This is a genomic window from Haliscomenobacter sp. (assembly GCF_965225875.1).
GTDB lineage: Bacteria > Bacteroidota > Bacteroidia > Chitinophagales > Saprospiraceae > Haliscomenobacter.
Genome location: NZ_CBDDBS010000002.1, coordinates 995,751 through 1,022,600 on the forward strand (window position 1 = coordinate 995,751; position 26,850 = coordinate 1,022,600).

Annotated in this window: 19 protein-coding genes; 7 read left to right on the plus strand and 12 right to left on the minus strand. The window is 46.8% G+C overall.

The genetic code is table 11. The features are described from left to right. Nucleotides 1-16: 16 nt before the first annotated feature. The 3 genes from rsmH to ACO08K_RS06995 all read right to left on the minus strand — a co-directional run bounded on the left by rsmH (nucleotide 17) and on the right by ACO08K_RS06995 (nucleotide 3,433). Complete coding sequence (gene rsmH, locus ACO08K_RS06985) at nucleotides 17-952, minus strand: 16S rRNA (cytosine(1402)-N(4))-methyltransferase RsmH (RefSeq protein ID WP_421795672.1); 936 nt, start codon at nucleotides 950-952, stop codon at nucleotides 17-19. 108 nt (nucleotides 953-1,060) lie between these two features. Then, nucleotides 1,061-1,507, minus strand: coding sequence for a division/cell wall cluster transcriptional repressor MraZ (gene mraZ / locus ACO08K_RS06990; protein WP_421795673.1), 447 nt, complete (start codon nucleotides 1,505-1,507; stop codon nucleotides 1,061-1,063). Between the two features lie 327 nt (nucleotides 1,508-1,834). Beyond that, nucleotides 1,835-3,433: a gliding motility-associated C-terminal domain-containing protein gene (locus ACO08K_RS06995; RefSeq protein WP_421795674.1), complete on the minus strand. Its 1,599-nt coding sequence runs from the start codon at nucleotides 3,431-3,433 to the stop codon at nucleotides 1,835-1,837. A gap of 261 nt (nucleotides 3,434-3,694) precedes the next feature. On the opposite strand from ACO08K_RS06995, the gene ACO08K_RS07000 reads away from it, so the two are divergent. Next, the gene (locus ACO08K_RS07000; protein WP_421795675.1) at nucleotides 3,695-5,500 is read left to right on the plus strand and encodes a M61 family metallopeptidase; all 1,806 of its coding nucleotides are present in this window, start codon (nucleotides 3,695-3,697) and stop codon (nucleotides 5,498-5,500) included. 85 nt (nucleotides 5,501-5,585) lie between these two features. On the opposite strand, the gene ACO08K_RS07005 is transcribed toward ACO08K_RS07000, so the two are convergent. From ACO08K_RS07005 to ACO08K_RS07015, 3 genes are all read right to left on the minus strand, one after another. Further along, the gene (locus ACO08K_RS07005; RefSeq protein WP_421795676.1) at nucleotides 5,586-6,731 is read right to left on the minus strand and encodes a S1C family serine protease; all 1,146 of its coding nucleotides are present in this window, start codon (nucleotides 6,729-6,731) and stop codon (nucleotides 5,586-5,588) included. Nucleotides 6,732-6,872: 141 nt separating this feature from the next. Further along, nucleotides 6,873-8,159, minus strand: coding sequence for an asparagine synthetase B (locus ACO08K_RS07010; RefSeq protein ID WP_421795678.1), 1,287 nt, complete (start codon nucleotides 8,157-8,159; stop codon nucleotides 6,873-6,875). A 151-nt stretch (nucleotides 8,160-8,310) separates the two neighbouring features. Continuing rightward, entirely contained in the window at nucleotides 8,311-9,600 is a 1,290-nt protein-coding gene (locus ACO08K_RS07015; protein WP_421795679.1) for an asparagine synthetase B, read from the minus strand. Nucleotides 9,601-9,770: 170 nt separating this feature from the next. Here ACO08K_RS07015 and ACO08K_RS07020 point away from each other — a divergent pair, with 170 nt between their 5' ends. Continuing rightward, nucleotides 9,771-11,867, plus strand: coding sequence for a hypothetical protein (locus ACO08K_RS07020; protein WP_421795680.1), 2,097 nt, complete (start codon nucleotides 9,771-9,773; stop codon nucleotides 11,865-11,867). A gap of 217 nt (nucleotides 11,868-12,084) precedes the next feature. Here the strand turns inward: ACO08K_RS07020 and ACO08K_RS07025 are convergent, their stop codons facing one another. Together ACO08K_RS07025 and ACO08K_RS07030 are read right to left on the minus strand one after the other, a co-directional pair. Then, nucleotides 12,085-12,540, minus strand: coding sequence for a DUF3276 family protein (locus ACO08K_RS07025; protein WP_421795681.1), 456 nt, complete (start codon nucleotides 12,538-12,540; stop codon nucleotides 12,085-12,087). A 198-nt stretch (nucleotides 12,541-12,738) separates the two neighbouring features. After that, the gene (locus ACO08K_RS07030) at nucleotides 12,739-14,532 is read right to left on the minus strand and encodes an ABC transporter ATP-binding protein (protein ID WP_421795682.1); all 1,794 of its coding nucleotides are present in this window, start codon (nucleotides 14,530-14,532) and stop codon (nucleotides 12,739-12,741) included. A 175-nt stretch (nucleotides 14,533-14,707) separates the two neighbouring features. Between ACO08K_RS07030 and ACO08K_RS07035 the strand changes: the two genes are divergently transcribed. Then, on the plus strand, nucleotides 14,708-15,616 hold the full coding sequence (locus tag ACO08K_RS07035; protein WP_421795683.1) for a hypothetical protein: 909 nt from the start codon (nucleotides 14,708-14,710) through the stop codon (nucleotides 15,614-15,616). A gap of 199 nt (nucleotides 15,617-15,815) precedes the next feature. Continuing rightward, a complete protein-coding gene (locus ACO08K_RS07040; RefSeq protein ID WP_421795684.1) occupies nucleotides 15,816-16,538 on the plus strand; it encodes a hypothetical protein in 723 nt (240 codons plus the stop codon). 31 nt (nucleotides 16,539-16,569) lie between these two features. Here the strand turns inward: ACO08K_RS07040 and ACO08K_RS07045 are convergent, their stop codons facing one another. The 3 genes from ACO08K_RS07045 to ACO08K_RS07055 all read right to left on the minus strand — a co-directional run bounded on the left by ACO08K_RS07045 (nucleotide 16,570) and on the right by ACO08K_RS07055 (nucleotide 23,011). Continuing rightward, entirely contained in the window at nucleotides 16,570-18,024 is a 1,455-nt protein-coding gene (locus tag ACO08K_RS07045; RefSeq protein ID WP_421795685.1) for a gluconokinase, read from the minus strand. A 259-nt stretch (nucleotides 18,025-18,283) separates the two neighbouring features. After that, nucleotides 18,284-19,804 carry a SusD/RagB family nutrient-binding outer membrane lipoprotein gene (locus ACO08K_RS07050; RefSeq protein ID WP_421795686.1) on the minus strand — a complete coding sequence of 507 codons (1,521 nt, stop codon included), beginning with the start codon at nucleotides 19,802-19,804 and terminating at the stop codon, nucleotides 18,284-18,286. Nucleotides 19,805-19,816: 12 nt separating this feature from the next. After that, nucleotides 19,817-23,011, minus strand: a complete 3,195-nt coding sequence (locus tag ACO08K_RS07055) for a SusC/RagA family TonB-linked outer membrane protein (RefSeq protein ID WP_421795687.1) — start codon at nucleotides 23,009-23,011, stop codon at nucleotides 19,817-19,819. A 212-nt stretch (nucleotides 23,012-23,223) separates the two neighbouring features. Here ACO08K_RS07055 and ACO08K_RS07060 point away from each other — a divergent pair, with 212 nt between their 5' ends. From ACO08K_RS07060 to ACO08K_RS07070, 3 genes are all read left to right on the plus strand, one after another. Further along, nucleotides 23,224-24,105, plus strand: a complete 882-nt coding sequence (locus tag ACO08K_RS07060) for a helix-turn-helix transcriptional regulator (RefSeq protein ID WP_421795688.1) — start codon at nucleotides 23,224-23,226, stop codon at nucleotides 24,103-24,105. Between the two features lie 31 nt (nucleotides 24,106-24,136). Beyond that, complete coding sequence (locus ACO08K_RS07065) at nucleotides 24,137-25,648, plus strand: gluconokinase (protein ID WP_421795689.1); 1,512 nt, start codon at nucleotides 24,137-24,139, stop codon at nucleotides 25,646-25,648. Between the two features lie 178 nt (nucleotides 25,649-25,826). Next, a complete protein-coding gene (locus ACO08K_RS07070) occupies nucleotides 25,827-26,114 on the plus strand; it encodes a hypothetical protein (RefSeq protein WP_421795690.1) in 288 nt (95 codons plus the stop codon). A 4-nt stretch (nucleotides 26,115-26,118) separates the two neighbouring features. On the opposite strand, the gene ACO08K_RS07075 is transcribed toward ACO08K_RS07070, so the two are convergent. Further along, entirely contained in the window at nucleotides 26,119-26,790 is a 672-nt protein-coding gene (locus ACO08K_RS07075) for a hypothetical protein (protein WP_421795691.1), read from the minus strand. Between the last annotated feature and the right edge of the window lie 60 nt (nucleotides 26,791-26,850).

Here is a 26,850-nt window from a genome sequence, read left to right on the forward strand (position 1 = left end):
CCACACAGGGTTGCCCTTACGATTTTGCGGCTACCCGCATTTTTGCGCTGCGTGAGCGCGGGTTTTCTTTTATTTCTGCCTCGGAGGGCAAAATGGCTTTTTTGCTCAGCACCTCAAAAGGCCGGGCAATGTTGCCATAAAAGTCTTGTTCCATTTGCCCATCAACATTGCCCGTTTTGATGCAATTTTTCACCATCCGGTCTTCAATGGAGTGATAGGCGATGACTACCAATCGTCCTCCTGGTTTCAGTACCTGGAGCGATTGTTCTAAAAAATCGCGCAAGGCACCTACTTCGTCGTTCACTTCCATGCGTAGGGCTTGAAACACCTGAGCCAGGTAACGATTGCGTTGCCCGCGTACCAGGGGATCCAACAACGCCAACAAATCGCCAATGCTGCGTAGCGGGCGCACCTGGCGTTCGCGTACGATGGCTTGGGCAAGGGTTCGAGCATTGCGCACTTCCCCCAAAGTGCCAAACATGTTTTGCAGTTCGGCTTCGGTATAAGTAGCCAACACATCGGCGGCGCTGCGCTCCCCTTGTTGGTTCATACGCATGTCCAATTGGGTGTCAAAACGAAAAGAGAAGCCTCGTTCGGCTTCGTTCAGTTGATGCGAGGAAACCCCCAAATCGGCCAGGATTCCATCCACTTGTTCTGCTCCGTGTAAACGCAAAAAGCGGCGCAAGAAGCGGAAATTGTGGGGCACAAACGTAAATCTTGGGTCATCCAGAGTATTGCGTTGTGCATCTTCATCTTGGTCGAATCCAATCAAGCGGCCTTGATCCCCGAGTGCTTGCAAAATCAGGCGAGCATGCCCGCCTCCTCCAAAAGTTGCATCGACGTAAGTGCCGGATGTTTGAAGGTTTAGGGCCTCGATGGCTTCGGTAGCTAGGACTGGATTGTGGTATTCCATATGTTTCGTCTCCCAGCCCATGCCCACGAATAAATTCATGGGTTGAGGCTGTATATGCGCTCCCACGGGTAAATCCATGGGGTGCGTAAGTTTTTCAAATCAGGGCTCCCTCACACCCACACTTTCACACACTCACACCTTCACACCCTATCTTGGGCTCATTACGCGTTGGGCAAGGCCTGAGAAATCGGCAGGTTCTTCGTCCAACATCTCATCGTAACGTTCTTTTGACCACACCTCTACCCTATCGTTGTAAGCCATCAGAATGACTTCCTTTTCGATACCCGCGTATTCGAGGAGGCGCTTGTTGAGCAGGATGCGCAGATTGTCATCCATGGTCAATTCTTGAGCACCGCGGTAGAAATAGCGTTGGAAGGCTCGACTTTCTTGATCGTAATAGTTCAGCTGGTCAATTTCTTCGGTGATTTTGTCCCATACTTCTCGGGGATACAGCATGAGACATTTCTCAAAGCCCCGGTTCATCACAAAGGTGTAGGCTTCGCGCTCACCGAGTTGACTGATCAACCCGCTGGGCAAACGCATTCGACCTTTTTCGTCGATCTTGCATTCGAATTCGCCCAATAGTTTACGCATGGATACACCTTTAGAAGGTTTGTGTGTCCAAAACTACGGACATTTTCCACAAATTTCCACTTTTACCCACTTTTTTAACCAAATTTTCCAACTTTTTTCCCACTCTCCTGTTTCGAAAACCACAATGTCACTACTATAATTACATAAATACCTTTTTTGATTACAAAATCAAACAAAACAGGGGTGATCTACTGTGGGAAAAAGTGGGCACAAAAATGCGATTTGGATTCATTTTGGCCCATAAGGTGTACAATAGGAATGTACTTCGTATTTTTCAATACAAAAATAAACTATTTTTAGATTTAAGAAACTATTTTAAACTTTTTTTTATCGCACCAAATGTACTTCCCCATAACGGGTTTGTTCACGTCCGTTTTTTAACACGACGTTGACAACATAGACGTACAAGCCTTCAGGAACAGGTTTGCCTCGGGAGGTGCCATCCCAGTGGGTTGTGGGTGCTTCAGAAGATAAATCCTTGGCGCTGAACACTTGTTCACCCCAGCGGTCGAAAACTCGAAGCGAAACGATGGTGAGCTCGGAGGAATTGGCAAAAAGCCCAAACGTATCATTCACGCCATCGTCGTTGGGTGAGAAAGCGGTAGGCATATATACTTTAAGGTAATCAACATCGAGGTAAACGGTGCTATCGCAACCCAGCGTAGAAGTAACTTTGAGGGCATAGCGCCCGGGGGTGCGAATTTGGTGGATGCCCCCAATAGATACAAAATCACCTTCGAGAATCCGGGTTTCCACCGAATCGATCAAATCGTCTTCCAGATTAAGGGTTAGTGTAACAATGCTATCGCAATTGTAAATGGATTTAAAGGTTTCCACGTAAACACCTTGCCTGTTGATTGTGCTGTTTTTGAACCGAAAAGATGCTCCCGGGCAAATCTTGTGGGTTACGGCCGTTTCGTCCACGGGAATTTCGTGGTGGTAAACCGAGGTAATCCGACAATCATTAGAGGATTCAATCCGCACTTGATAAGCCCCTTCCCCTTTGGTTACCAGCAGCTCTGGTCCAGTTTCTCCAAGCAGTGCGATCCCTTCCTTGTACCATTGGTAAGTATAACCATTGATGGTGGGTACATTAAGAATGTGTTTGTCATTGCAAGGGTGATTTTTGGGTGAAATGACGTATTCAAAATTGATCCGCTCATCCAGAATGAGGTTGTCAAAAAAATAATAAGTATCCGTTGTCCAACTGATTTCTGTACAATCAGGCCCAATGGCAATGGCTTTAATGTCTTCTTTTGGAGTAATATTTATTTCGTATTGTTTCCATTCATTGACCCCACCCACCGATACTCGACCTAATTCTACCCAACCGGGACCATTCATCGGGCAACCATAACGCTCATTCCCTTTGCCAAAAGGCAGGTATTTGCAATCCGGTGTACCATAAAACACCACATCCATCGGTGGTGAGTTGATGGCATGGGTAAAACCGATCCAAAATTTGAAGCGATAGGCAGTATTGGCCTTGAGTGGCCCCAACAGACAAGCTCCGGTGTATTCTTTCCACTGTGGGTTTGAGTTTTGTGGCCCAAAGGTTCCATTGCGAAAACCAACAATGGCCTCTCCGTCGGGGAAAGGAGTAGGCGCAGGAAGATTGGAGCGTCCAGTCCAGCCACAGTTGTTCATGTAGTCGGTGGTCGCTTCTGAGGCCTGAATCCAGGTAACCGCACAATTGAGTTGGGAGCGATCGGTTGGACAGCAATTGTAATCTTCAAATGAAGGGTTGGGAATCAGCGAAACAGGTTCGATCACCTTACATTTGCAATCAGTGGTGTCATTGAGATCGATAAACCCATCGCCATCATCATCAATAGCATTGTTGCAAATTTCAGTCCGGGCATTTTGTGCCGACAAAGACCCGATTGTCAAAAGGGTCAATCCAAGGGCAAGGAAAAGCAGTCTCATAGGCAGTTGGTCATGAATGTGCAATAGGTGCACAATCGGTTTTCACTCTGTTAATTTAGGTTACACATATTGACCATTTTAGGGCTTGTCCAAACAAGCATTTAAGATAGCAGAATAATTGGGAAATGGGTAAACTGATGTTCAGGAATGTTAAATTTGGTCGTAGGAATTACTACCGAGATCTAGTTTGGTCTAAATGGCTTGTCTCCTTATAAGCACCTGGGTTTTTATTTGTACCCACAAACACTACAATTTATACCAATGAAATCTACTATTTGCAGTTTTTATGCCCTGCTTTTGTGCGCTTGTACCGGTGCTTGGGCTGGTCCAAGTTCGATCCATTTCCATATTTCGATGGATCAACCTGCCACCCATACTTTTCAGGTAAAAATGGAATGCAAAAATTTCAGCGAAACCAGCATTGATTTCAAAATGCCAGTTTGGACCCCAGGGTACTACCAACGGCTGGATTTTGCCCAGTATGTAGATCAATTTCAGGCTTTGGACAGCAAGGGTAAAGTTTTAAAATGGGAAAAAACCAATGACAATACCTGGCGGGTGATCCCTCACCCGAAACGAGGCATCGTATTGAGCTATGCCGTAAAAACACAACGCTCCTTTGTTGCTACTCCTTACCTGGATGAAGAACGGGGCTATATTTTACCCGGAGGTGTATTTATGTATCCCAATGGGCATTTAAATCATCCCTCAAAAATACAGGTACACCCCCATTCTGCCTGGAAACAGGTGGCTACTGGACTGGAAGCGGTACCGAAAGAGGCATATACTTTTATGGCTCCAAATTTTGATGTTTTGTACGATAGTCCCTTGCTGGTCGGCAATTTGGAAGAGCTTCCAGCATTTGAGGTGGCCGGAAAAAAGCACCGCTTTATCGGGCTTAAACTCGGGCAGTTTGACAAGGTCAAATTCATGTCCGACTTGCAAAAAATTGTCCAGGCTGCGGCTGATTTAGTTGGAGATGTTCCCTACAAGGATTATACTTTTATTGCCATTGGCCCCGGAGCCGGAGGTATTGAGCACCTCAATTCTACCACTTTTTCATTTACTGGCGAAAGCCTGAACAGCCCCCAAAACCGCCTGCGTACCTTGTTTTTTTTAGCTCATGAATATTTTCACCATTACAATGTCAAACGGATCCGCCCCATTGAATTAGGGCCATTCAACTACGATGAAGGCAGCAGAACCAATCAACTCTGGATTTCAGAAGGATTAACCGTGTATTACGAATATTTGCTGCTGCGCCGAGCCGGCTTGTGCAGCGATGAAGAATTGTTGGAGGCTTTTCGCAACAACATCCGGGCGTTTGAAGACAAACCGGGGCGTTTGTATCAAAACCTGGTACAGGCCAGTTATGAAACCTGGAGTGATGGGCCCTTTGGTCGCAGGGATGACGAGGTCAACAAAACCATATCTTATTACGACAAAGGCCCGGTGGTAGGTTGGTTGTTTGACTTGCGCATCCGGTATTTGACCCAAAACAAAAAATCGCTGGACGATGTGATGCGTACGCTGTACCAGGAGTATTACCTAAAACAGCAAAGGGGGTTCACCGAAGCAGAATTTCGGCAGGTGTGTGAAAACATTGCCGGGGCCTCGCTCGAAGCCGAGTTTCAATACGTCAATTCTGTTGCAGAATTGAACTACTCCAAGTACCTCGATTACGCGGGGCTAAATATCGATCTTGAACCCAAAGCTGTCCCCGGTGCCTGGCTGGGGCTGACTACCCGATTGGCCAAGGATAGTACCGTAGTTACCGCAGTGGAATATGATTCTCCGGCCTGGAAAGCCGGATTGCGTCGCCGCAATTTCATCCTCGAAGTGTACAATGAGCCCGCTAAATCTTTCCCTTTTGCCAACATGATAAAGGATCAGTTTGCCGGAGATGAGATCGAGCTGATTGTGCTGCAGGGAGGCGAAAAGCGGTATTTGCGTTTTATTATGGGTAAAAAAAAGGAGCGCTCCTTCCAGATGAGTCCACAGCTCAACCCGGGGAAATTGCAGCAGGCGATTTATGAGGGTTGGGTTAATGGGAAGGTTTCACCTTGATTATTTTTGCCACAAAGACACAAAGGCACTAAGAAGCCATCGCCTTAGTGCCTTTGTGCCTTTGTGTCTTTGTGGCAAAAAAAAATTACTTCGAAGCCGCCAAACGCACCTTCACCTTCACTTCCCGCTGATCCCGCAGTAAAGTAAGCGTAACTTCATCCCCAGCCTGATAGTTCTCCAACTCCAAGATTAGCTCCTCTTTGGTAGCAATCCGTTTGTTGTTCATGGCCATGATGATGTCGCCCAAAACGATACGACCGTATTCGTCGCGGCGGGTGGGGCGCAGTCCAGCATTGGCGGCCGGGCCACCTTTCACCACATCCATGACCAGAGGGCCTTCCAATTGGTTGCGCTTGATATCGGAAGTTTCCAGCAGCTCTACCCCTATCGTGGGGCGCATGATTTTGCCGTACTTGATCAATTCAGGCACCGCCCAACGCACTACCGCGACAGGAATTGAAAAGCCAATCCCAGCGGAGGCTCCAGATGGGCTGTAAATGGCGGTATTCACCCCAATGAGGCGGCCTGAAGAATCCAACAAGGGCCCTCCAGAGTTGCCCGGGTTGATGGCGGCATCGGTTTGAATGGCATCACGCACAGGGAAGCCACTTTCCGTTTGAATTTCCCGCCCCAAGGCACTGACGATGCCGGTGGTTAGGGTTTGGTCCAAACCAAAGGGGTTGCCGATCGCATATACCGATTGCCCAACCCGCAAATCTTCAGAAGTTCCCACCGGAATAGGTACCAATTTGCTGTTGGGGACTTTGATTTTTAATACCGCAAGGTCTTTTTCAGGTGCTGAACCCACCAGTTCTGCATCCCAGGTGCTGCGGTCACCAAGGGTAACCTGAGCTTTGGAGGCTCCCTGAATCACATGATAGTTGGTGATGACGTGCCCATTGCGGTCCCAGACAAAGCCAGAACCGGATCCTTGTGGGATTTCCATTACGTTACGGGTCCAGAAATCGCGACGCACCACCGAGGTAGTGATATAGCATACGCTGGGCGCAGCTTTTTCGAACAAATCAATGGTATGTGATTCTTCCGGGGTCATGCCTTCCCGCACTGTCGCGACCCGGGTAGGTAAGGAACTGTGTCCCTTTTTGTCCCTGGCCACTACTTCAGTGCCGGATTCGTCGTTGTTGTCTTTGTTTCTCCAAGCTGCGCCGGCAAAAAAGGCACCGACCAGGAGGAGGAGTGCAAGTGAAATGCGCATAAAGCCAGATGTCATTGTTTTGTAGTTGAGAAGTTGTTAAGTGTTGAGGAGTTGAGGAGTTGAGGAGTTGAGGCTACCGCAGCGAATTTGACCAAACCTGTGTCAAATTCGCTGCGGTAGCCTCAACTCCTCAACATTCTCAACTTCTCAACTTCGTCATGTTTTTCGTTCCTTTTTTTTCGCCGCCGGGAACAAGATATTGTTCAAAATCAGGCGGTATCCTGGGGAGTTAGGGTGCAAACTCAGGTCAGTTTCCGGGTCTTCGATCCGGTGTCGGTAATCTTCGGGGTCGTGGCCACCATAAAAGGTCCAAAACCCTTTGCCAAAAATACCATGTATGTAACGCGCTTCGTTGAGGACTTTATTTTCTCCAAGGATGAGAACATTGTTCTTCAGGTAAGGTTTTCTAAACGCTGTGGTTTGGCCCATAAAACCTTTAACCGTACGGGTGTGGCATTGGGTAAGAATACTGGGCACGGGATCCCATTTTGCGGAAAAATCAAAAAGGCTGAAGTAGTCCTGATCGGGGGAAACATCGCGCATGCGACCCACGTCGATATTGGAAAATGCCCGCTCGAAAGGACTGTTTGACAAGGTGAAGTTTTTGAAAGCAAAGGTTTTTGAAAAATCTATTTTTGACTGTGCCTGGGGATCTTCGGGGTCTCCATCATAAATTTCGGCACAAATGTCCACCCCATCGGCGGCAAGTGCGATGTCGTAAGTATCTGTAGCCGAGCACATGGCAAACATAAAGCCACCACCAGCTACAAAATCGCGGATTTTTTTAACCACCGCCAATTTGCATTCGGATACTTTGTTGAAGCCCAAACTACGCGCCAATTCTTCTGATCTCAGCTTACTTTCCTCGTACCAGGCATTGGATCGATAGCCCCGGTGGTTGCGGCCATGCTGTCCGGTAAAGTCTTCGTGATGCAAGTGCAACCAGTCGTACTGGGCCAGTTTGTCCCCTACCACTTCCCGGTCATACAACATATCAAAAGGAATTTCTGCATAGGTCAGTACCAGGGTTACGGCGTCATCCCAGGGCTGAATACTTTTGCCCGTGGCAGCGTCCACTTCCGGGGAATAGACGGCAATTTTGGGGGCTTTCTCCAGTTTCATGGCGTCCATATTGGCCGCTGGATCCGCAATTTTATCCAGGATAAGATTGAATTGGGCGTCGGGAACAATTTCGAAACTTACGCCCCGGGTGAGGCATTCTTTTTCAAAAGCCTTATTGTGTTCAAAAGCAAAACTTCCGCCCCGGTAATTGAGCAACCACCAGGCTTCGACACCCTTATTCAGCACCCAATAGGTGATTCCGTATGCCTTTAGGTGGTCTTTCTGTTTGTCGTGCTCCATCGGGAGCAGGATGTAAGCAGCTTTGAGGGGGCCCAGGCTCACACCTATCAACACCAGGAAAAGGATATATTTTTTAATCATGTCTACTCTATTTTGGAGGGTGTATACAAATAGAGAACAATAATGGGGGGAAAGTTGAGGAGTTGAGGAGTTGAGGCTACCGCAGCGACTTAGACACGGCCTCGGTCTAAGTCGCTGCGGTAGCCTCAACTCCTCAACTTTCTCAACTATATTAGGTTTTTCTTTCTTTTTTCTTCGCCGCCGGGAACAAAATATTGTTCAAAATCAGGCGGTATCCCGGAGAGTTTGGATGTAAGCTCAAGTCAGTTTCGGGGTCGTTGACCAGGTGGCGATAATCCTCGGGATCGTGGCCACCGTAGAAGGTCCAAAACCCTTTGCCAAAAATGCCGTGGATGTAACGGGCTTCACCATGCGCTTTGTTCTCGCCCAAGATGAGCACATTCGTTTTCAGGTATTGCTTTCTAAAGGCAGTGGTTTGGCCCATAAAACCTTTGACTGTGCGGGTATGGCATTGGGTCAACATGGTGGGTACAGGGTCCCATTTTGCCGAAAAATCAAAAAGGCTAAAATAGTCCTGCTCTGTGGGTACGTCCCGACCGGGAGCCTGGCCGACATCAATATTGGAAAATTCATACTCCAGTGGGTTTCGCACCAGCGTGAAATTTTTGAAGGCAAAGGTATTGCCAAAGTTCAACTTGGATTGGGCATTGGGGTCGGCGGCATCTCCGTCATAGATATCGGCACAGATGTCAATGCCATCCGCAGCAAGGGCGATATCGTAGGTATCCGTGGCCGAACACATGGCAAACATAAAGCCACCACCACCCACAAAGTCGCGAATTTTTTTGACCACCGCTAGTTTTGACTCGGATACTTTGTTGAAGCCCAAACTGCGGGCCAATTCTTCTGACCGCCTTTGGTTTTCCCGGTACCAGGCATAAGAGCTAAAGGAGCGATAAAAACGCCCGTATTGCCCCGTAAAATCTTCGTGGTGTAAGTGGAGCCAGTCGTACTGGGCCAATTTATCCGCCATTACCTCCCGGTCGTAAATGACATCGTAGGGGATTTCAGCATAAGTGAGTACCAGTGTTACCGCGTCGTCCCAGGGTTGGATGCGCTGGCCCTTGGAATCCATATCAGGTGTATAGACGGCAATTTTGGGGGCTTTTTCCAATTTCATGGCCTCCATATTGGCCTCAGGATCGGCAATTTGATTGAGAATCCCATTGAACTGGGCATCGGGGACGATCTCAAAAGAAACGCCTCGGGTGAGGCATTCTTTTTCAAAAGCTTTACTGTGCTGAAAGGCAAAACTTCCTCCCCGGTAATTCAGGAGCCACCAAGCCTCCACCCCATTGTTCAGCACCCAAAAAGTGATGCCATACGCCTTCAAGTGGTCCTTCTGCTTGTCAGGCTCCATGGGCAGTAGCATGTAGGCAGCTCTAAGGGGACCAAGGGTTGCTCCAATCAGCCCCAAAACAAGCAAGCATTTTTTGATCATTGCCAGATTTATTTAAGTTCGTATTAAAAAACGAATTTACGGTACTTTGGGTTGCTTAGGAACAATAAATTTTCTCTTGCAACTATAGAGAGCGCAAAATCGTTTATATTTGCTGACTTCTCGCTCGAAATACCCCACATGGGGGACAACCCGACAATTTAGGTACAATTATGGATCGTTTGACATTTTCTTACCCTGCCTGGTTTTTATTGTTTTGCTTGTTGCTTGGACTGGGCTACGCACTGCTTTTGTATTATCGCGACAATAGTTTCAAAGACCAGGCCCCCTGGTTGCGGTGGTTGATGAGCGGATTGCGTTTTTTAGGGGCAAGTTTCCTGGCCTTCTTTTTGTTGTCGCCCCTGTTGCGTTACAAACAGATCGACACCCGCAAACCCATTGTAGTCCTGGCACAGGATGCTTCGGAATCGGTAGGGAATGCAATTGGCAAAGATAAAGCCGAATACCAGCAAAAATTGGAACGACTCCAACGCGACCTAGGCAATGACTATGAGGTAAAATCCTTTGCTTTTGGGAGCTCGGTACGAGAAGGACTGCCCGATAAATACGAGGACAAAATCAGCAACCTGGCAGATTTGTTTTCCAATACCTACGACTTATATGGTGGCGACAACCTGGGTGCCATTGTCCTGGCCTCCGATGGTATTTACAACGAAGGCAACAATCCTTTGTATTTGGGTGAAAAATCGGCTGTGCCTGTATTTACAGTAGCTTTGGGAGATACAACCCCTAAAAAAGACCTGGTATTAAAGCGGGTTTTTCACAATAAAATAGTTTACCTCGGGGACCAGTTCAGCGTTTTGGTCGACATTTCAGCCGTCAATTGTGCAGGAAATACCACTTCACTTTCGGTATACAAAGTGGATGGAGGCAAAACTCAGTTGATGTCTTCCCAACCTTTGAATATCGATCGAAAGGATTATTTTTCTACCAAGGAGATCATCCTCAATGCCGATAAGGCGGGAGTGCAGCGCTACCGAATAGTTGTCAACAAAGTTTTGGGTGAGGCTTCCAGCAACAACAACAGTCAGGACATCTTTGTGGATGTTTTGGACGCGCGCCAAAAAATCTTGCTGCTGGCTCATTCGCCCCACCCCGATATCTCTGCCATTCGCCAGAGTATTTCTGCCAATAAAAACTATCAGGTTGAAGTGGCTGACTTCCGGGATTTTAAAGGCAATGTTGCCAGTTATGACTACGTAGTCTTGCATCAACTGCCTGGCAGAGGGGTGGATGCTTCGGGGGTTTTGGCCGCTTTGGATCGGGAAAGAATTCCCCGCTTGTTCATCACCGGTGCTCAAACGGATTATGGCCAGTTCAACCGGGTGCAAAACCTGGTCACGGTACAAACCGATGGGCGCAATACCAATGATGTACAAGGGCGTTTCGCTGGAAACTTCGCTTTGTTTTTGTTGGAAGACAAACTCAAAACCGAGTTCGCCAATTACCCCCCTATTCAGGCTCCTTTCGGGGAATTTAAGGTAGGTGGTTCTGCACAGGTGATGATGTACCAACGCATTCGCAAGATTGATACGCAATACCCCTTGTTTGTTTTTGGCGAACAGAATGGTGCACGTACCGGGGCTCTTCTGGCGGAAGGCATCTGGCGCTGGCGTTTGTTTAACTTCCTCAATGTGGACAACCACGAGTTGTTCGACGATTGGGTGAGCAAAGTGACCCAATACCTGGGGGTAAAAGAGGACAAGCGCAAATTCCGGGTCAACGTGTCCAAAAACATCTACCGCGAAAATGAGCAGGTGTTTTTTGATGCGGAACTGTACAACAAAAGTTACGAGTTGATCAATGAGCCGGATGTACGCCTGGTCATCACCAGCGAAAAGGGCAAGGACTACACTTATACCTTTAATAAGTCGGGCAAAGCCTATAGCCTCAATGCGGGCACACTTCCGGTGGGCAATTACAAATTTGAGGGCAAGGTCAATAGTGGCGGCGAACAATTGAGCTACAATGGCCAGTTTAGCGTACAGCCGATCCAACTCGAACAGTACGAAACCACTGCCGATCACCGCCTCCTGCGCTTGTTGAGTGAAGAATACGGGGGTAAAATGGTTAGCCCCGCGGAAATGAATGACATTCCGTCCATGATCAAAGCGGTGGGTACGGTCAAACCGATTATTTATGAAAATGCTACCACCAAATCCTTGATCAATATCAAGTGGTTGTTTGCCATATTGTTGTTGCTGATTGCTACGGAGTGGTTTTTGCGGAGGTATTTGGGATCTTATTAAGTCTTCTACTAAGGTGTTCTAAGGTGCCTAAGGTGGTTAGAAAAAAACATACTTTTCGCGCTTGCGCGAAAGAGTTTTTATTTGAACCACCTTAGGCACCTTAGAACATCTTAGAGATTAGAGGTTGTAGCTTGAGATTTTCGTACAAAAAAAGGAGAGCATTCGCCAACCAGCAAATGCTCTCCTTTTTTTTATCCAAACACATCAATTGTGTTTATTACCAAGCCATATCGTCTTCCTTAAAAGGAGTACCTGATGGTTCCAGTTTTTTTGCACTAGGTTGAGGGGGCGTAGTTGGCCGTTGTTCTTTGACCGGCTCATCATCGAACTCCTCATCGCCGCGATCGTCACGCTCATCAAAATCTTGTGCATCGTATTCTTCGTGCCGACGAGTAAATTCGTCGTAATCGTATTCTGGCATCAGCTCCGTTTTGATGTATTCAACTACCTCTTGTAGGGAATCCATAAAACGGTTGAAATCTTCTTTGTACAAGAAAATTTTGTGGCGCTCATAGCCATCACCATTGAATTTACGAGTGCTTTCGGTAAGTGTCAAATAGAAATCTTCACCCTTCGTTTTGCGAACGTCAAAAAAGTACGTTCTTCTCTTACCCGCGCGGATTTTCCTCGAATACACGCTCTCAAATCTCCGTTGGTTTCTCTCGTGATCCACTGCTTTGGATGTTTTAATTTACCGGATAAATAAGATTACCACTGTACAAAAGTAAGTAATTGCCTGAATAATCAAAGAATTCGCAAAAAAAGTTCCCTACCGAAGCCTGGAAGCAGTTCAGTAACATCGAATAAAACCCCAAGGGTGAAGGGGTTAGCCATGCCAACAAAAAATGAGTTTACAGAAAATTAACACGCGCTATTCCAAGGTCGACGCAGGAACCTCTTCGGTTTGTTTTTCAAAAAGATCGGCGTAATAGCCCTTGTTTTGGAGTAAGGTTTCGTGGGTTCCAGCTTCTACAATTCTGGAACCGTCCATCACGATGATCTGATCAAATTGCAAAAGGGAATAAATCCGGTGCGTAATGATGATGGCCGTTTTGTTGGCCAGGGCGGTGGTAAAATATTCCAGCACCTGTTTTTCGGTATTGGTATCCACCGCGCTGAGGCAGTCGTCGAGGATCACAATATCCGGCTGTTTGATGAGGGCGCGGGCAATGGATACCCGTTGTTTTTGCCCACCAGAGAGCGTCACCCCACGTTCGCCCACCATGGTGTCGAAACCTTGAGGCAGCTCCATAATATCGTTGTACACGGAGGCGTAGCGGGCAAAGTTTTCGATTTCAGGCTGCGGCGCATCCCTTTTCCCAAAGGCAATATTGGCCGAAATGGTATCTGAAAAGAGGAACACATCCTGGGGCACATAACCAATGCGTTGGCGAATTTTGGCCAGGTCGTGGGTTGCTAGAGCCTGCCCATCCAGCAGAATTTGGCCCTCAGTTACGTCGTACATGCGCAGGAGCAAGTCGGCAATGGTGGTTTTTCCCGCCCCAGTACGCCCAATGATGGCCATTTTTTGACCGGGGGCCAGTTTAAAGTTGATGTTTTGCAAAGCGGTAATGCCCGTATCTGGATAGGTAAAAGTTACATTTTGGAATTCGATTTCCCCCTTCAGATTTTCGGTATTGTGGCCGATATTGGTGATGCTGGGCTGAGTTTTCAAAAACTCGTTGATGCGCTTTTGAGAGGCCGCCGCCTGTTGTACGATCGAGGCAATCCAGCCGATGGCGGTTACGGGCCAGGTCAACATGTTGACATAAATGATAAACTCGGCAATGTTGCCCGGAGTGATGGTGCCTTTGACCACCTGCATACCGCCAAAATAAACCACCAACAGCGTACTGATCCCAAGGAGCAACAACATAAGCGGGAAAAACAAGGAGTTGGTCAACGCCAGGCGTAAGGACTGACGCTTGAACCGATCACTTTGGTCGGCAAAATGTTTGACTGTTGGTGCTTCTTGCACATAAGACTTGACCACCCGAATCCCCGAATAAACCTCCTGAGCCGTACTGTTGAGTACCGCCAATTGTTTTTGAATCTTTTCACTCTGCCGGTTGATGAGCGTGCTCACATAATAAATCGACAAGGATAAAAAAGGCAATGGAATCAAACAATACAAGGTCAACTCCGGGCTGACCACCAGCATGGAAGAAATGACCAAAATGAACAGAGAAACGAGGTTGACACCATATAAAATGGCCGGCCCCAGGTACATCCGCACCTTGTTCACGTCTTCGGTAATACGAGCCATGAGGTCGCCCGTGTTGTTGCGCTTGTAAAAGGCCAGGTCGAGTTTTTCGTAGTGGGCAAACACTTCCTTGCGCATGTCGTACTCCATCAAACGGGACATTACAATGATGGTTTGCCGCATCCAGTACATGAACAAACCCATCACTACAGCCAGCACCAAAACCAGGAGGCCAAAGTAAAACAGTTGTTGCCCGAGCATCGCAAAGAACTCACCCTCAAGTGCTGTCCCCTGGTAAACGCGGTACAGGTACAGGTTTTCTACGACCAAATCCAGTGCCTCACGGATGGTCTGGGGCTGTAGAACCCGGAAGTAATTGGACAGGGAGACAAACAAAAAGCCGAGAAAAAAATGCCGACGGTATCTCCAAAAATACTTGTTCAGGTAAGCTAATTGCTTCATGTTGAATCAGGATGCGGGTGTTCGAGTGTACAAAGATGCACAATAAGTTGGAAACCCGCAAATGGGGAGTTTGGTTGCAGGAGTGGCAAAAGAAATAAAGGCTTAAATCCTTTTATACAAACACCAAATATAGACCGCTTTGCATCTACAAATGGAACACGCTAAATGTATCCCTGTGAAAAAGCCCATACTCCTTTGTTTAATGGTCGTTCTTTGTTCTTTTCTTCCTGCCCAAACCGATACAACCTTGAATAGGTTAGGTAGAGACCTCAATAAGCTCCTTGATGGCGGTAGGGTTTACTCCCTTTTTGAGCCAATTAAGGACAAATCTTTTGAGTTAAAAAATGTGCAGGAAATAACAAAAGTCTATCGTCAGATTGATCATAGGGATTTGCAAAGAGAGCTTGCAGATTTGTATGCCGATTTGGGGATGTATACTCAGGATTCGATTGTCAAAACCCAGGTCATTCACCAATTATTGAGTTTTTGCCACGATTCGATGCGCTTGAATTATGGATGTTACAATGCCGTAAGTGGTCTGCAAAAATTTGAGGTGAAATACTTTGACCCTTCTGTTAGAAAAGCAATTGTCGATAAATTATTGGTTTCCAATTTTGATTCTGACCTCATTTTGATTGCAGGTATGCTGGATTTAAAAGAGCTTGTTCCAAAATTTAAATCCTTGGTATCTAACGAAAATCCCGATTTTTCCAAAGCACCAAGAATGGCTTTGGCGCGTATGGGGGATAAGGCATCTATTCAATACTTTATTAAACAGCTCAGTCCGAACGTTTTGTTGGACAATTTAAGGCTACTCGAAGTCCTGGCTTATATTCGCCAGCCCGAGACCATCAAAGTCTTTTCTGATTTATTGTTTTCAACGAAAAGCCTCCCCGATGATCCTTGCACTGGAGCTGAGGCCTATGCCAGTTTTGGGCTGTACTACCTCGCTCAGTCGTTGGAAGCTTTCCCTATAAAAACACAAAAAGATGTTAGGTCATGGAGAGATGGTGACCTTCAGAAAGCCCGTCAGTGGATGATGCAGCATAAAAGTAGGTACAAAATTGCGAGGGATGTTTTTTGAGTAAAAATAGTTTGTTAAATCAAAAAAATAGTAGAGCTTTGCCGTATCAAAAAAGCTTTACGCTTAAGGATATTAATTTTGAGACTTGCTTTACAGATCGTTTTACAATTAACTGATTCAGTGTGCAAATGATTCATTTTCAACCGATTATCATTTAATTTATTTCATTAACCAGTTTACATACAAATCTTTACTAAACATGAAGTTAACTATTCAACTTGTGCTGGTCGTCTTGACCTTCAGCACCACCCTTGGCGTATTACAAGCCCAGAAATTCCAACCCGGAACCTTCAGTTTTTCTGGCAAAAAAACCGCCTATGTAACTTTACAGGACGGGACCCAATTGCAGGGCAACATCAAAGACCTGGATCGCAAAAAAGGCCTGATCGAAGAAGTGGTGTTGGAAAATGTAGACGGCTCCAGCAAAAAACGCAAACTGAAGCCCGCGGAAATCAAACACATGTACCTCCCCCCCTCTGGCTGGGACAAACTGGGCAAAACCCTCGACTTTTTGAATGATGCAACCCAATGGGACAATGTTGATCTGGACAAAGACATCATTGGCAAAGGCTACGTCTTTTTTGAACAAGCTCCGGTGAGAATAGGTAAAAAGACGAGTAATTTACTGCTGCAATTGGTCAATCCCTCCTTCAGTGGAAAATTGAAAGTGTATTTTGATCCATTGGCTGCTGAAACGGGTGGTATGGCCGTAGGTGGCATTCAGGTAACCGGTGGCGACGAAAAGTCTTATTATGTTGCCAAAGGTAATGCACCTGCTTACCGCTTGAAAAAAGCCGATTATGATGATGAATTCAAGCCCCTGTTTGAAGATTGTGCTGATTTGTTCAACAAATACGGCAAAGATCCGAAATGGGCGGATATTGAGCAGCACGTGTTTGAATATGCGAAGACGTGTAAGTAAGTCTTGATGGTAATTTTGTTGGGAATTTAGCCTATTGAGGGGTAAGTTCCCAACTACCTACCTTTTTTAGATTGTTCAACATCGGATACACCTCCCGAAATCGTTCAAACGCCGCAGCATAAACCTCTGCATTCGCTGGATTGGGTTCAAAAACCTGCTCCTCCCCTGCTTGCTCCTTGCAATCCAGGCCCAGTGCTTTACAGCCCAACAACACGGCTCCCCAGGCAGAACCTTCCACCGTTTCGGCAAGGATGACCCGCATCTGAAATATGTCAGCTACAATTTGTACCCACAATTCACTTTTGGCAAAACCACCACTGGCGCAGAGTTCCACATTTGCCCGATCCGCTTCAGTGGGAAGCAACACTTCGGCGATATGCCGCAACCCTAGCACAATGCCTTCCAACGCTGCGCGTACAAAGTGTTCCTGGCGATGCTGAATGCTCAAACCCAACATGCAGCCCCGGGCATTGGCATCCCAAATGGGCGCTCTTTCCCCCAACAAATAGGGTACAAACAACAAACCATCTGACCCCGCAGGTACCGTAGCAGCCTGTTCAAACAGAGTTTCATAGCTGGCTTCGCTGCGCAAGACATTCTCTTTCAGCCATTGCAAAATCACTGCGCCATTGTTGACTGCACCCAGACTCAGGTATTGATCGTCGATCAGGTGGTAGCACTGGGTACGCATTTCCGGGTCCATTTTAGGTCCACGAACGGGGAGGCGGATGGCGCCACTGGTACCAATGGTCAAGGCCATTTTACCAGCGCCAATAGCACCGGTGCCCAAACTGGCCAAAGGCCCATCCCCGGCACCAATGACCAGGGTATATTGCCCATCTAAACTTTTGGTGAAATAAGTGGAGGGGACAACAGCTGAAAGTTGATCAGGTCTAATTTCCAGGTCTTTCAAAATTCCCTCGTCCCAATCCAGACTTTCCAGGTTCAGCATCCCGGTGCCTGAGGCCATCGAAGTATCAACTTGATAAACTCCGGTCAAGTGTTGCCAAACGTATTCTTTGGCGCTGATGAACTTGTGCGCTTTTTGAAAGACTTCCGGTGCTTCCTCTTTGAACCACCACAATTTGGTCAAGGGACTAAAGGTATGTAATGGAATACCTGTTCTTTGGTAAATGTATGGTCCTTCTTCGGAGTCCCTTAATCTTTCGGCCTGGTTTGCAGCGCGGTTATCTGCCCACAACAAACAATCCGTCAGGGGCTTGCCTTTTTCATCCAACAACAACAAACTGTGCATCGCTGCACTAAAACTAATAAAACTGGCTTCTGGAAAACGTTGATTTACTTCCTGCAAACAGTCCGTTACTGCATGAAGCAAGTCCTCTGGTTTTTGAATACTCCAGGTGGGTTGGGGGTGATACATGGGGTATTCCCGACTCGTTTGGTACAAAACCTGCCCCACTGGAGAAAAAACCACCGCTTTGGTCGCAGTAGTACCAATGTCAATGCCGATGTATGAATGAACCATTTTTACAGTTGAACTTGCTCCGAAAAATCTAAAGGCGGTAAAGTTATTAGAGTTAGGGAAAGTAGAGGCCATTCGGTGTAAAAAAATACCATCTGCGATTTTTTAACCGAACAGCCTCCTCGGACAAAACACTATTTGATTCAATTGAATTGCGAAATATGGGGGCAACCCTTGCGGTTGCCCCTACATTGGATGTTGTGCGGCCACATTGGGTTACCCCAAACCACCCACACATTCACACCCACACTCACACCCTATCTTACTTATCCCACCAAACGCGGCTATCCAGGTCATCGGCGCCCTGGCGGCCAACTGCCTGATCGACATTGGCTTTGTTAACCGAAATTTCGGAGTTAGGATAAGTCAATCGGCGGATAAAGGCACCCTTAATGGCTTTGCCAGGGAAAGGGTTCGGAGTGAGTACAGGGAATCCACTTCTACGGAAATTGGCAAAGGCCTCAGGTCCGTTCAGGAAGGAAGCAATCCAGTACTGCGTATTGATTTGCTCCAGAGCTTTGCTGGCATCAAACGGATTGGCGGTCAGGTAGGCATCGATAGCACTGCTGGCAATAGCCGACTTGGCGTCATACAAAGCACACTGCTCCATGTGCAAACGAACAGCTTTTTGGAATGTTTGCCCAACGTTACCGGTTGCCCAGCCTCTTTGGATGGCTTCCGCTAGCAACAATTGAGTTTGAGCAGCAGTAACCAAAAACATCGGAGCGGTGTTTTTAACCATCCGGGTGCGGTCGACCTGCGAATAATCGTAGAAACTGGCCAAACCATCTTTGGTAGCTTGAGCTACAGCGGTACTGTTATCTAAACCAAGCGGCATGCCCACCTGTACAGCTGGATCGATGTTGGCCTTGGCTGGGGTTTGTTCGGACCCCGATTTGACCCCTACATAACGCACTGCAATTGCACCCAAACGAGGGTCACTGGTGTTTTTCAGATGATCTGCAAAAGGTTTGGCCAAGTAAAAGTTATTGGCTTCAGTTGAATTCAACATTTGTCCGATCCCGTTTACGTAGTTGGGATCGTGGCGGATGACGCAGTTGTCGGCGTTGGCGTCAATCAAGGCCCCTTGTACCGCTTTTGCCACCGTTGATTGGGCCAAGGCAGCGTCTACCTTCACCAGGCGCATTCCGGCCCGCAGGAGCAGGGAGTTGCCCAATTTTTTCCATTGGGTAATATTGCCACCATAAAGTACATCGGCTGTTTCGATGGTTTTGCCTGCATCCAAAGCCGCAGTTGCCTCGGTCAACTCCTTAATGATGTCCGTATAAATAGACTGTTGAGAGTCATATTTAGGCAAAAGTACCTGGTCGGTATAACCCTTGCCCGCTTCGGTATATGGAACATCTCCGTAAGTATCCGTCATCACCATCATGGCATGCGCTTTCCAAATTCGAGCCATGTTGTACAAGTTGCTGCGCGTAGGCTGGTCTTTGGTTGCCAGGATAACGTCTACTGCAAAGCGGATGGTAGAACGGTAATAACGCTGCCAGGAAGCCTGGGTCGCATCGCGGTTGTCCTGGTTAAAATTGGCACCAGTAAGTACCCCCGAGTTGGGAGAGATCATCTGCTGAACGATCCCGATCTCATATTGTACGGTAGTTGCCACAAATGATGCATTGATCACGGAATTGTTCAAAGAGAAGACCGGATTGACACTGGTGGCCGCTGTTTTGTTGATGTTGAGGTCGTCAAAACCTTCATCACAAGCAGCCATAGCCAGCATCGACAATAAGAGAAGAGTATAGCGAAAGTTCTTTTTCATGTGCTGGTTCTTTTAGAATTTAACATTGAGGTTGAAGCCAATGCTCCGGGTAGAAGGCAAGCCGGTGGATTCCATACCAACCAGGTTGTCAGAGCTGTAACCAAAGGTTTCTGGGTCGATGTTGTCTACCCATTTTTTGAGCATCAAAACGTTGTTGGCTACAAAGCTGAGTTTTAAACCTTTGATGACGGAATTAGCAGGCAGATGTTTGCCAAAGTCGTACCCTGCAGTGATTTGGCGCAACTTCCAGTAGCCACCATTGTATACGATGGGTTCAATCAAAGCCAGAGAACGTACTACCGACCAATAATCCTGCACGTTGGCTTTCACGGTATTGGTTTCGCCCTTTTCGTTTACTCCAGCCCCTACAATACCACCTTGATCACGTCCAGGTAAGGTCATTTTATGTAAACCATGGCGTACTGCGTTGAAGTTGGTCCCAGACAGCATCATGTTGCCCAGTTTGAAGTCCACCAGGAAAGAAAAGTTAAAGTTTTTGTAGGTAAATCCATTGTTGATACCGCCAACCCATTTAGGCAAGGCAGAACCAAAAGAAATCAGGTCGGTGGTACGCAATGGAATTCCGTTGCCACCATATACGATACGCCCTTGGGCATCACGACGGAAACCGAAACCATAAATTTGTCCCATTTCCTGACCGACCACCTGGCGAAGTTCACCATTGAACACGTGAGTACCTACGGTGATGCGTTCCCCTGGTTTATCAGTCAACAAGCTCAATACTTTGGTAATGTTGTACGATCCGTTAAAGCTCAGATCCCAACGGAAATTGGAAGTGCGTACGGGTACCAGGTTCAGCAACATTTCCACCCCGTTGTTGCGGCTTTTTCCAGAGTTGATCAAGGTGTTCGTAAAGCCGGAAGCGTCGGAAACCTGAGCAGATACGATCTGGTCATTGGTGATTTTTTGGTACACTGCTGCGTCCAGAGAAACCCGGTTGTCGAACATTTTCAACTCAAGCCCGATTTCAGCCTCCGTAGCGCGCATTGGGCGTAACCCGGCATTGGGCAAAGTGAGGCCTTGTGAGCCACCAACTGGTTGACCTGCTCCGGATGGGTTCGGGTACAAGTTCGCGTTGATGCCGTAAAATAGGTTGTTGGCATAAGGAGAAACGTCGGTGTCACTACCTACTTCAGCATAGGCTGCACGAAGTTTACCAAACTTCAACCATTTTGGCGCTTGTCCAAATGCTTCGGAGAAGATGAAACTACCCGATACCGATGGATAACTAATGCTACGATTATCGGCAGAAAGGGTAGAGAACCAGTCATTCCGCATGGTTACATTCACATACAATATCCGGTTGTACGAAAACTCAGCAGAGCCATACACAGAGTTAACTGCCCGCTCAGAAAGGCCATAAATCGGATCTTTTACCCGGCCATTCATTACGGTGTACAAGTCACGCACTACAAAGTCAGTTACTTGCACTGAGTTCAAATCGGAACGGCGGTACATCTGGTTACCTCCGACATTGAAGTCAAGACCAAATTTGCCAAAGGTACGGGTACCCGAAAGGAGGATATCCATGTTGGTTTCCCGGAAACGGCGAGACTCCTGGGTGTACACCCCATTCACAAAGCCTGCGGGGGCAGCTGCCAAGGAAGCATGGCCAGTTGGGAAGTTGTTGAAATCCTGATCCCGAGACCAGTAATCCTGGCCTACCCGGCCTTGAACGAATAACCAGGGGGTTAGGTTGTACTTAACGGCCAGGTTGCCAAAGAGGCGATCGCGACGAATGTTCTGGAACTGTTCCGCAATCGTCCAATAAGGGTTGGTCCGGTTGCGGAAACGAGAATACACAAATTCATTTCCAGCAGCGTCGTATTTTTTTTCATCCAATAAATCAAATGGCATGGAGTTAGCCATGTTGTATACTGCCGTAGGAATAGAGTTGTCCTGGTTGGCAATATTCGGTGGGTTCCGGTTGTACTCGTTGGAGTAGTTGATGTTACCCGAGAAGCTGATTTTGCTGGACAAATCGTAGCCAAAACCCATGTTGATGGTTTTGCGGTTGAATTTGTTGTTGGATACAATCCCCTGGTTGTCCATGTTGGAAAAAGAAAGATTAAATCCTCCTTTATCGCCGCCAGTGGCCAGAGACAAGGTATTGGTCAGGTTAGAACCATTTACGAAAAACTTTCTGATCCGATCCCGAACAGGTACATAAGGCACTGTTACCCCATCGAACAAAACCTGGGTCATACCGGGTTGAAACTTTTCTCCAAATGACCACTGGCCTGAGGTAGGGTTGGGTGCAGTAGGGCGGGCACCATTTTCGCCCTGGCCATACTCGTACTGATAATCCGTAAAATCCAGTGGCGTTTCATTGGTATAGTTGGAGTTAAAAGTGACCCCGATACCTTTACCAGTCCCCTTTGATTTGGTGGTGATCATGATGACCCCATCCTTTGCCCGAGAGCCATAAAGTGCCGCAGCAGTAGCACCTTTCAGGATGGTCATACTTTCAATGTCATCCGGGTTGATACTGGACAAACCATCGCCACCATCCGAGGTATTTCCACCTCCGCGTACCCCAATGGAGTTGTCGGCAGCAGCATTACCAGGGTTGGTACCAAAGTTGGTGTTGTCAATCGGCACCCCGTTGACTACGATCAGCGGGTTGTTTTGGCCAGAAATAGAAGACTGGCCCCGAATCCGAATTTTGGAGGTTCCCGCAGGTCCGGTACCCAATCCAGAGATGTTCACCCCGGCAACTTTACCTTGCAGGGTGTTCATAAAGTTGGACGAACGGTTCTCGGTAAGGGCTTCCGCTCCAACTGTAGTGGTGGCATAGCCCAACTTTTTGGACTCTTTGCGGATACCCAATGCTGTAACAACCATTTCATCCAATTGCAGAATGGATTCTTGCATGGTTACTACAATTTGGGTCCGATTGCCTACCCTTTCATAAACGGTAGCGAAGCCCGTTGAACTGAAAGCAAGGGTATCATTGCTACTGGCAGCAATACTAAAGGTGCCATTCACCTCGGTAACTGTGCCGCGAGTGGTACCTTTTACCAGAATCAAGACCCCGGGAATACCAACCCCCGAATTGTCATTAACGGTTCCAGTAATTGTTTGAGCGACGAGAAAATTTGCAAAAAATAAAAATAAGCCGGCAAGTAACGCGCCTCTGGGGAAACTACTAGCCCAGAGCTGACCAATGAGTTGATTTTGTTCCATGATCCGATGATTAGGTTTTAAAAGTGCGTATTAATTCGTTACAAATGTCTTGGATTCGAAACAATCTAACTTCCATATATGCGTGGCGGCGAATTTTGTACTTTTTTGCCCAAAGTTTGACTTATTTTTGTTGGAAATTAGCTTTGATAAGCTAGCTGGATTTTATGTACTCAAGCTTGCTTGCAGTGCACAAGATCTTTTTGAAGCCGACTATGAATTACTTATTGTTGTTGCAACAAGGCGAGGCGGAACAACTTCGAAATTTTCCTTACATCACTGATTTAGTAAAACTTAAAGTCCAGAACATACAATTAAATTCATTTAACATCAAAACCCATTCCGAGCTCAGGGTGGGTTTGATTACCGAAGGAAAATTCGATTGGAACATTGCAGGACAAGGTTACACCCTTTTCCCTGGAGATACTGCATTGGCCTGCCCCTGGCAAGCAATTGGCAGCACTAAAGGGGTCATGGATATTGGCGCACTGACCTGGATCGGCATTCAACCTGAATATTTTGACGCCCAGGGAAAGTTACAATTGGGTGCTTGGAGTGGTATTTCTGAATCGGAGCAAGGGGTTATGGGAAAAATCCTGGCCATGAACAAAACGCCAGTGTTGACCCGCTTTGGGGCAGGCGCTACGATATTGCAAAGCATTGAATACGAAATCATGCAGCAAGAAATGGGCTTTCGTACAAGGGTCAATCATTTGCTGGATGAGTTGTTGATCGAAATGGTGCGACACCTGAGCAAGGCCGAAAATTTCAGGCGAGATTTCCCGCAAATTTTCATGAAGCTGGAGCAAACCTTGCGCAGTAACCTCGCTCATCCCTGGACCGTGGAAGAAATGGCGGGCCTGGTGGGTTTGGGCACTACCGCATTTACGGAAAAAGTAAAAGTGTTTACAGGATTCTCCCCCTTGCATTACCTCATCAATCTGCGGATTGCAGAAGCCATCAAGTTATTGCGGCAGAGCAACCACAGTTTGACGCGGATTGCGCTCGAAACGGGGTTTTACTCCTCACAGCACTTTTCTTCAACTTTTAAAAAACTGACGGGTTATACGCCGCGTGCGTACCGGAAGAGCCAGTGAACTATTTTGCCTAATGTTATAACCGACGATCATGGATTGTATTCTTACCATTGACATCAATACTTCGGCAGTTCGAATCCATGCATTTGACCTCAGTGGAAAAGTATTGGGCATGCGTAAAGGTTCGTATCCCACTTTTCACCCCCAAGCAGATTACAGCGAGCAAGACCCTGAACAGGTATTCATCACGACCTTGTACGTATTGAAAAACTTCCTGAACGAGCAGATTCACCCGCAAAAATACAAGGTCCAAGCCATCTGCTTTTGTGCAGCCATGCATAGTGTGTTGGCGGTGGATAAAAATGGCCGCCCTTTGGGGAACGCCGTCATTTGGGCCGACAACCGAGCTATCAAGCAGTCCAAAATGGTAAAAAGTAGCCCCGAATGCCACAGCATTTACAACGCTACTGGAACGCCGATCCACCCCATGTCGCCGCTGGCCAAAATTGCCTGGATGCAGCAACAAGACCCAGAAAGATTCAATCAAGCATATAAGTTCATCTCCCTCAAAGAATACATCATCCTGCAATTGACGGGGGAATACCTCGTGGATCACAGCATCGCTTCTTCTACCGGGCTTTTTGACATCCATCAATTGAAGTGGAATGAACAATCCCTGAATTTTGCGGGTATCGACAAGGAGCGTTTATCCACCCCCGTTTCGATCTATTTTGATGAAGTTGGCTTAAAAAAAGAGTACTGCAAATCCTTGCACCTGGCGAGTACAACCAAAGTAATTTTGGGCTCCAGTGATGGCTGTTCGGCTACTTTGGGTTCGGGAGACATCCGCCACAAAAGGGCAACCGTTACTATTGCTTCCAGTGGTGCCGTGCGGGTAGCGGGCAAAGAGTTTTTGGTAGACGAGCAACAGCGCTTTTTCAACTACCTGCTTGCCGACGACTACTTTATTTCAGGCGGGCCCAGCAACAACGTTGGGGTTGCTTTTGACTGGTTCACCCAGCAATTTGGCAATTTTCATCAGGGGCAGGAATTTGAACAGGTGCGGGAAGAGTTGATTCGGGATGCGGTGTATGTACCCGCCGGGGCCAAGGGGCTGTTGTTTTTGCCTTATTTATTGGGCGAACGGGCCCCGATTTGGAATGCCAATGCCCGGGGTGTATTTTTTGGCCTCAACATCACCCACGAACCCAAACACCTGTTGCGGGCCTGTGTTGAAGGGATTTTGTTAGAAATGTACAGCATTGGCAAACTGCTGAGTACGCAGCGTTCTTTCGACAGCATCAGCATGACGGGGTCTTATGCCAGTGTGCCGTTGTTTGCACAAATCCTGACCGATATTTATGGTTTGCCAGTGCAGGTGAATACCCAGGTGGACAGCATTGCGCAAGGCACAGCTTTGATTGCCTTTACCCAGATGGGCTATTTTAGTGGTTTGGAGGAGGCTTCGGCCAGTACTCATTTTACGGGGGCGTATACTCCTGATGCCCAAAATCACGACTTGTACATGCGGTATTTTGAGGTTTTTGAACGATTGAGTGGGAAGTTAGAGGAGGAGTTTGAAATGATTGTGGGCTTGCAGTGATGGATCAGTAGGGTCAATTGCGGAAATTTGCCCTGGTCAAAAGTTGTAAAAAGTGACGTGACTCGGAAATCGAGATGATCTAATTTGCATTGAAATAGCCCTCAATGTGAATTATGGCAAACAACTACGATCGGATTTTTAAGGAAAACAATTGTTAATTTTATCACGTTTAAGAAAGATGGAACTCATTGTAAAAACTCAAGTTGAAGCCATGACTATTCATTATGACATCGAAACAGATGGACTTTACTTGCAAGGGCTTGAGGAAGGAATTGAGCTTGAAAAGCAAGAGTTCATTCAAACGCTTTGGTCTCTCCAGGAATTTTCATTGGAAAAAATGGCCATGATGGTCAAGAGTCCGGTGGAAAAAGTGACTGAGGTAATTGTGAGCTTATTAAAAACTGAGGGTTTGAATGAAGTAGAAGCACTCGCTGTTTTGGACCGATACAAAAGCAAGTTTGCTTAGTGATCTAATACCACATACGACTCAATATCCAATACCGCTTAGCATAGTCTTTAGGCTTTTCTCTTATGACCAGTTCATAAACAATATTTCTGTTCCACATCAAATCTTCCAAATCCAAACCTGTTCGAAAAAGTTTAAAGTCTTTATTAAGCGACAAAAGTAGTTCTATGCCTAATGAGTCTCCCGATAGGGCTACATGGGTCAAATCATAAGCATATCGACGCAAATGATTTTCATACGGGTGCTTTCTTTTATGGCTAAAGCCACGTATCTTTCTTTTATAATCTGGGTATTCTGCTATCAATTTTTGTACTGGTTTAGTCAAAAAATTTTGGGCGAATATCTCTTTTTTGATCTCGCAAGTATGCATATTCATGTAGATGTTGGCTATACAAATCTCGCGAAATTCAATCGTATCCGCAGCATTCAGGACAAAATCCATCATCATACAATAGATTTTTTTATGCGTACTATCTAAAGAAACTACAGCAGCAACGCCATCCCAATTGAAGAAATTCTCCCCTATCTTGGTAATTCCAAGCTCTGTTCCAACTATAGAATCTTGTGCTGAATAGAACTGCTGCTCTATTGTCACCTCACATGTTGAGTCGGACTGAGCCAATATAAAATTGCTCATTGACAAATCAACCAGTAATAAAAGTATTCCAATTTTCATACTTGAAATTTGATAATGGAACTGATGTCTACAAGGAGTTGCTGAAGAGTGCTTAACTAA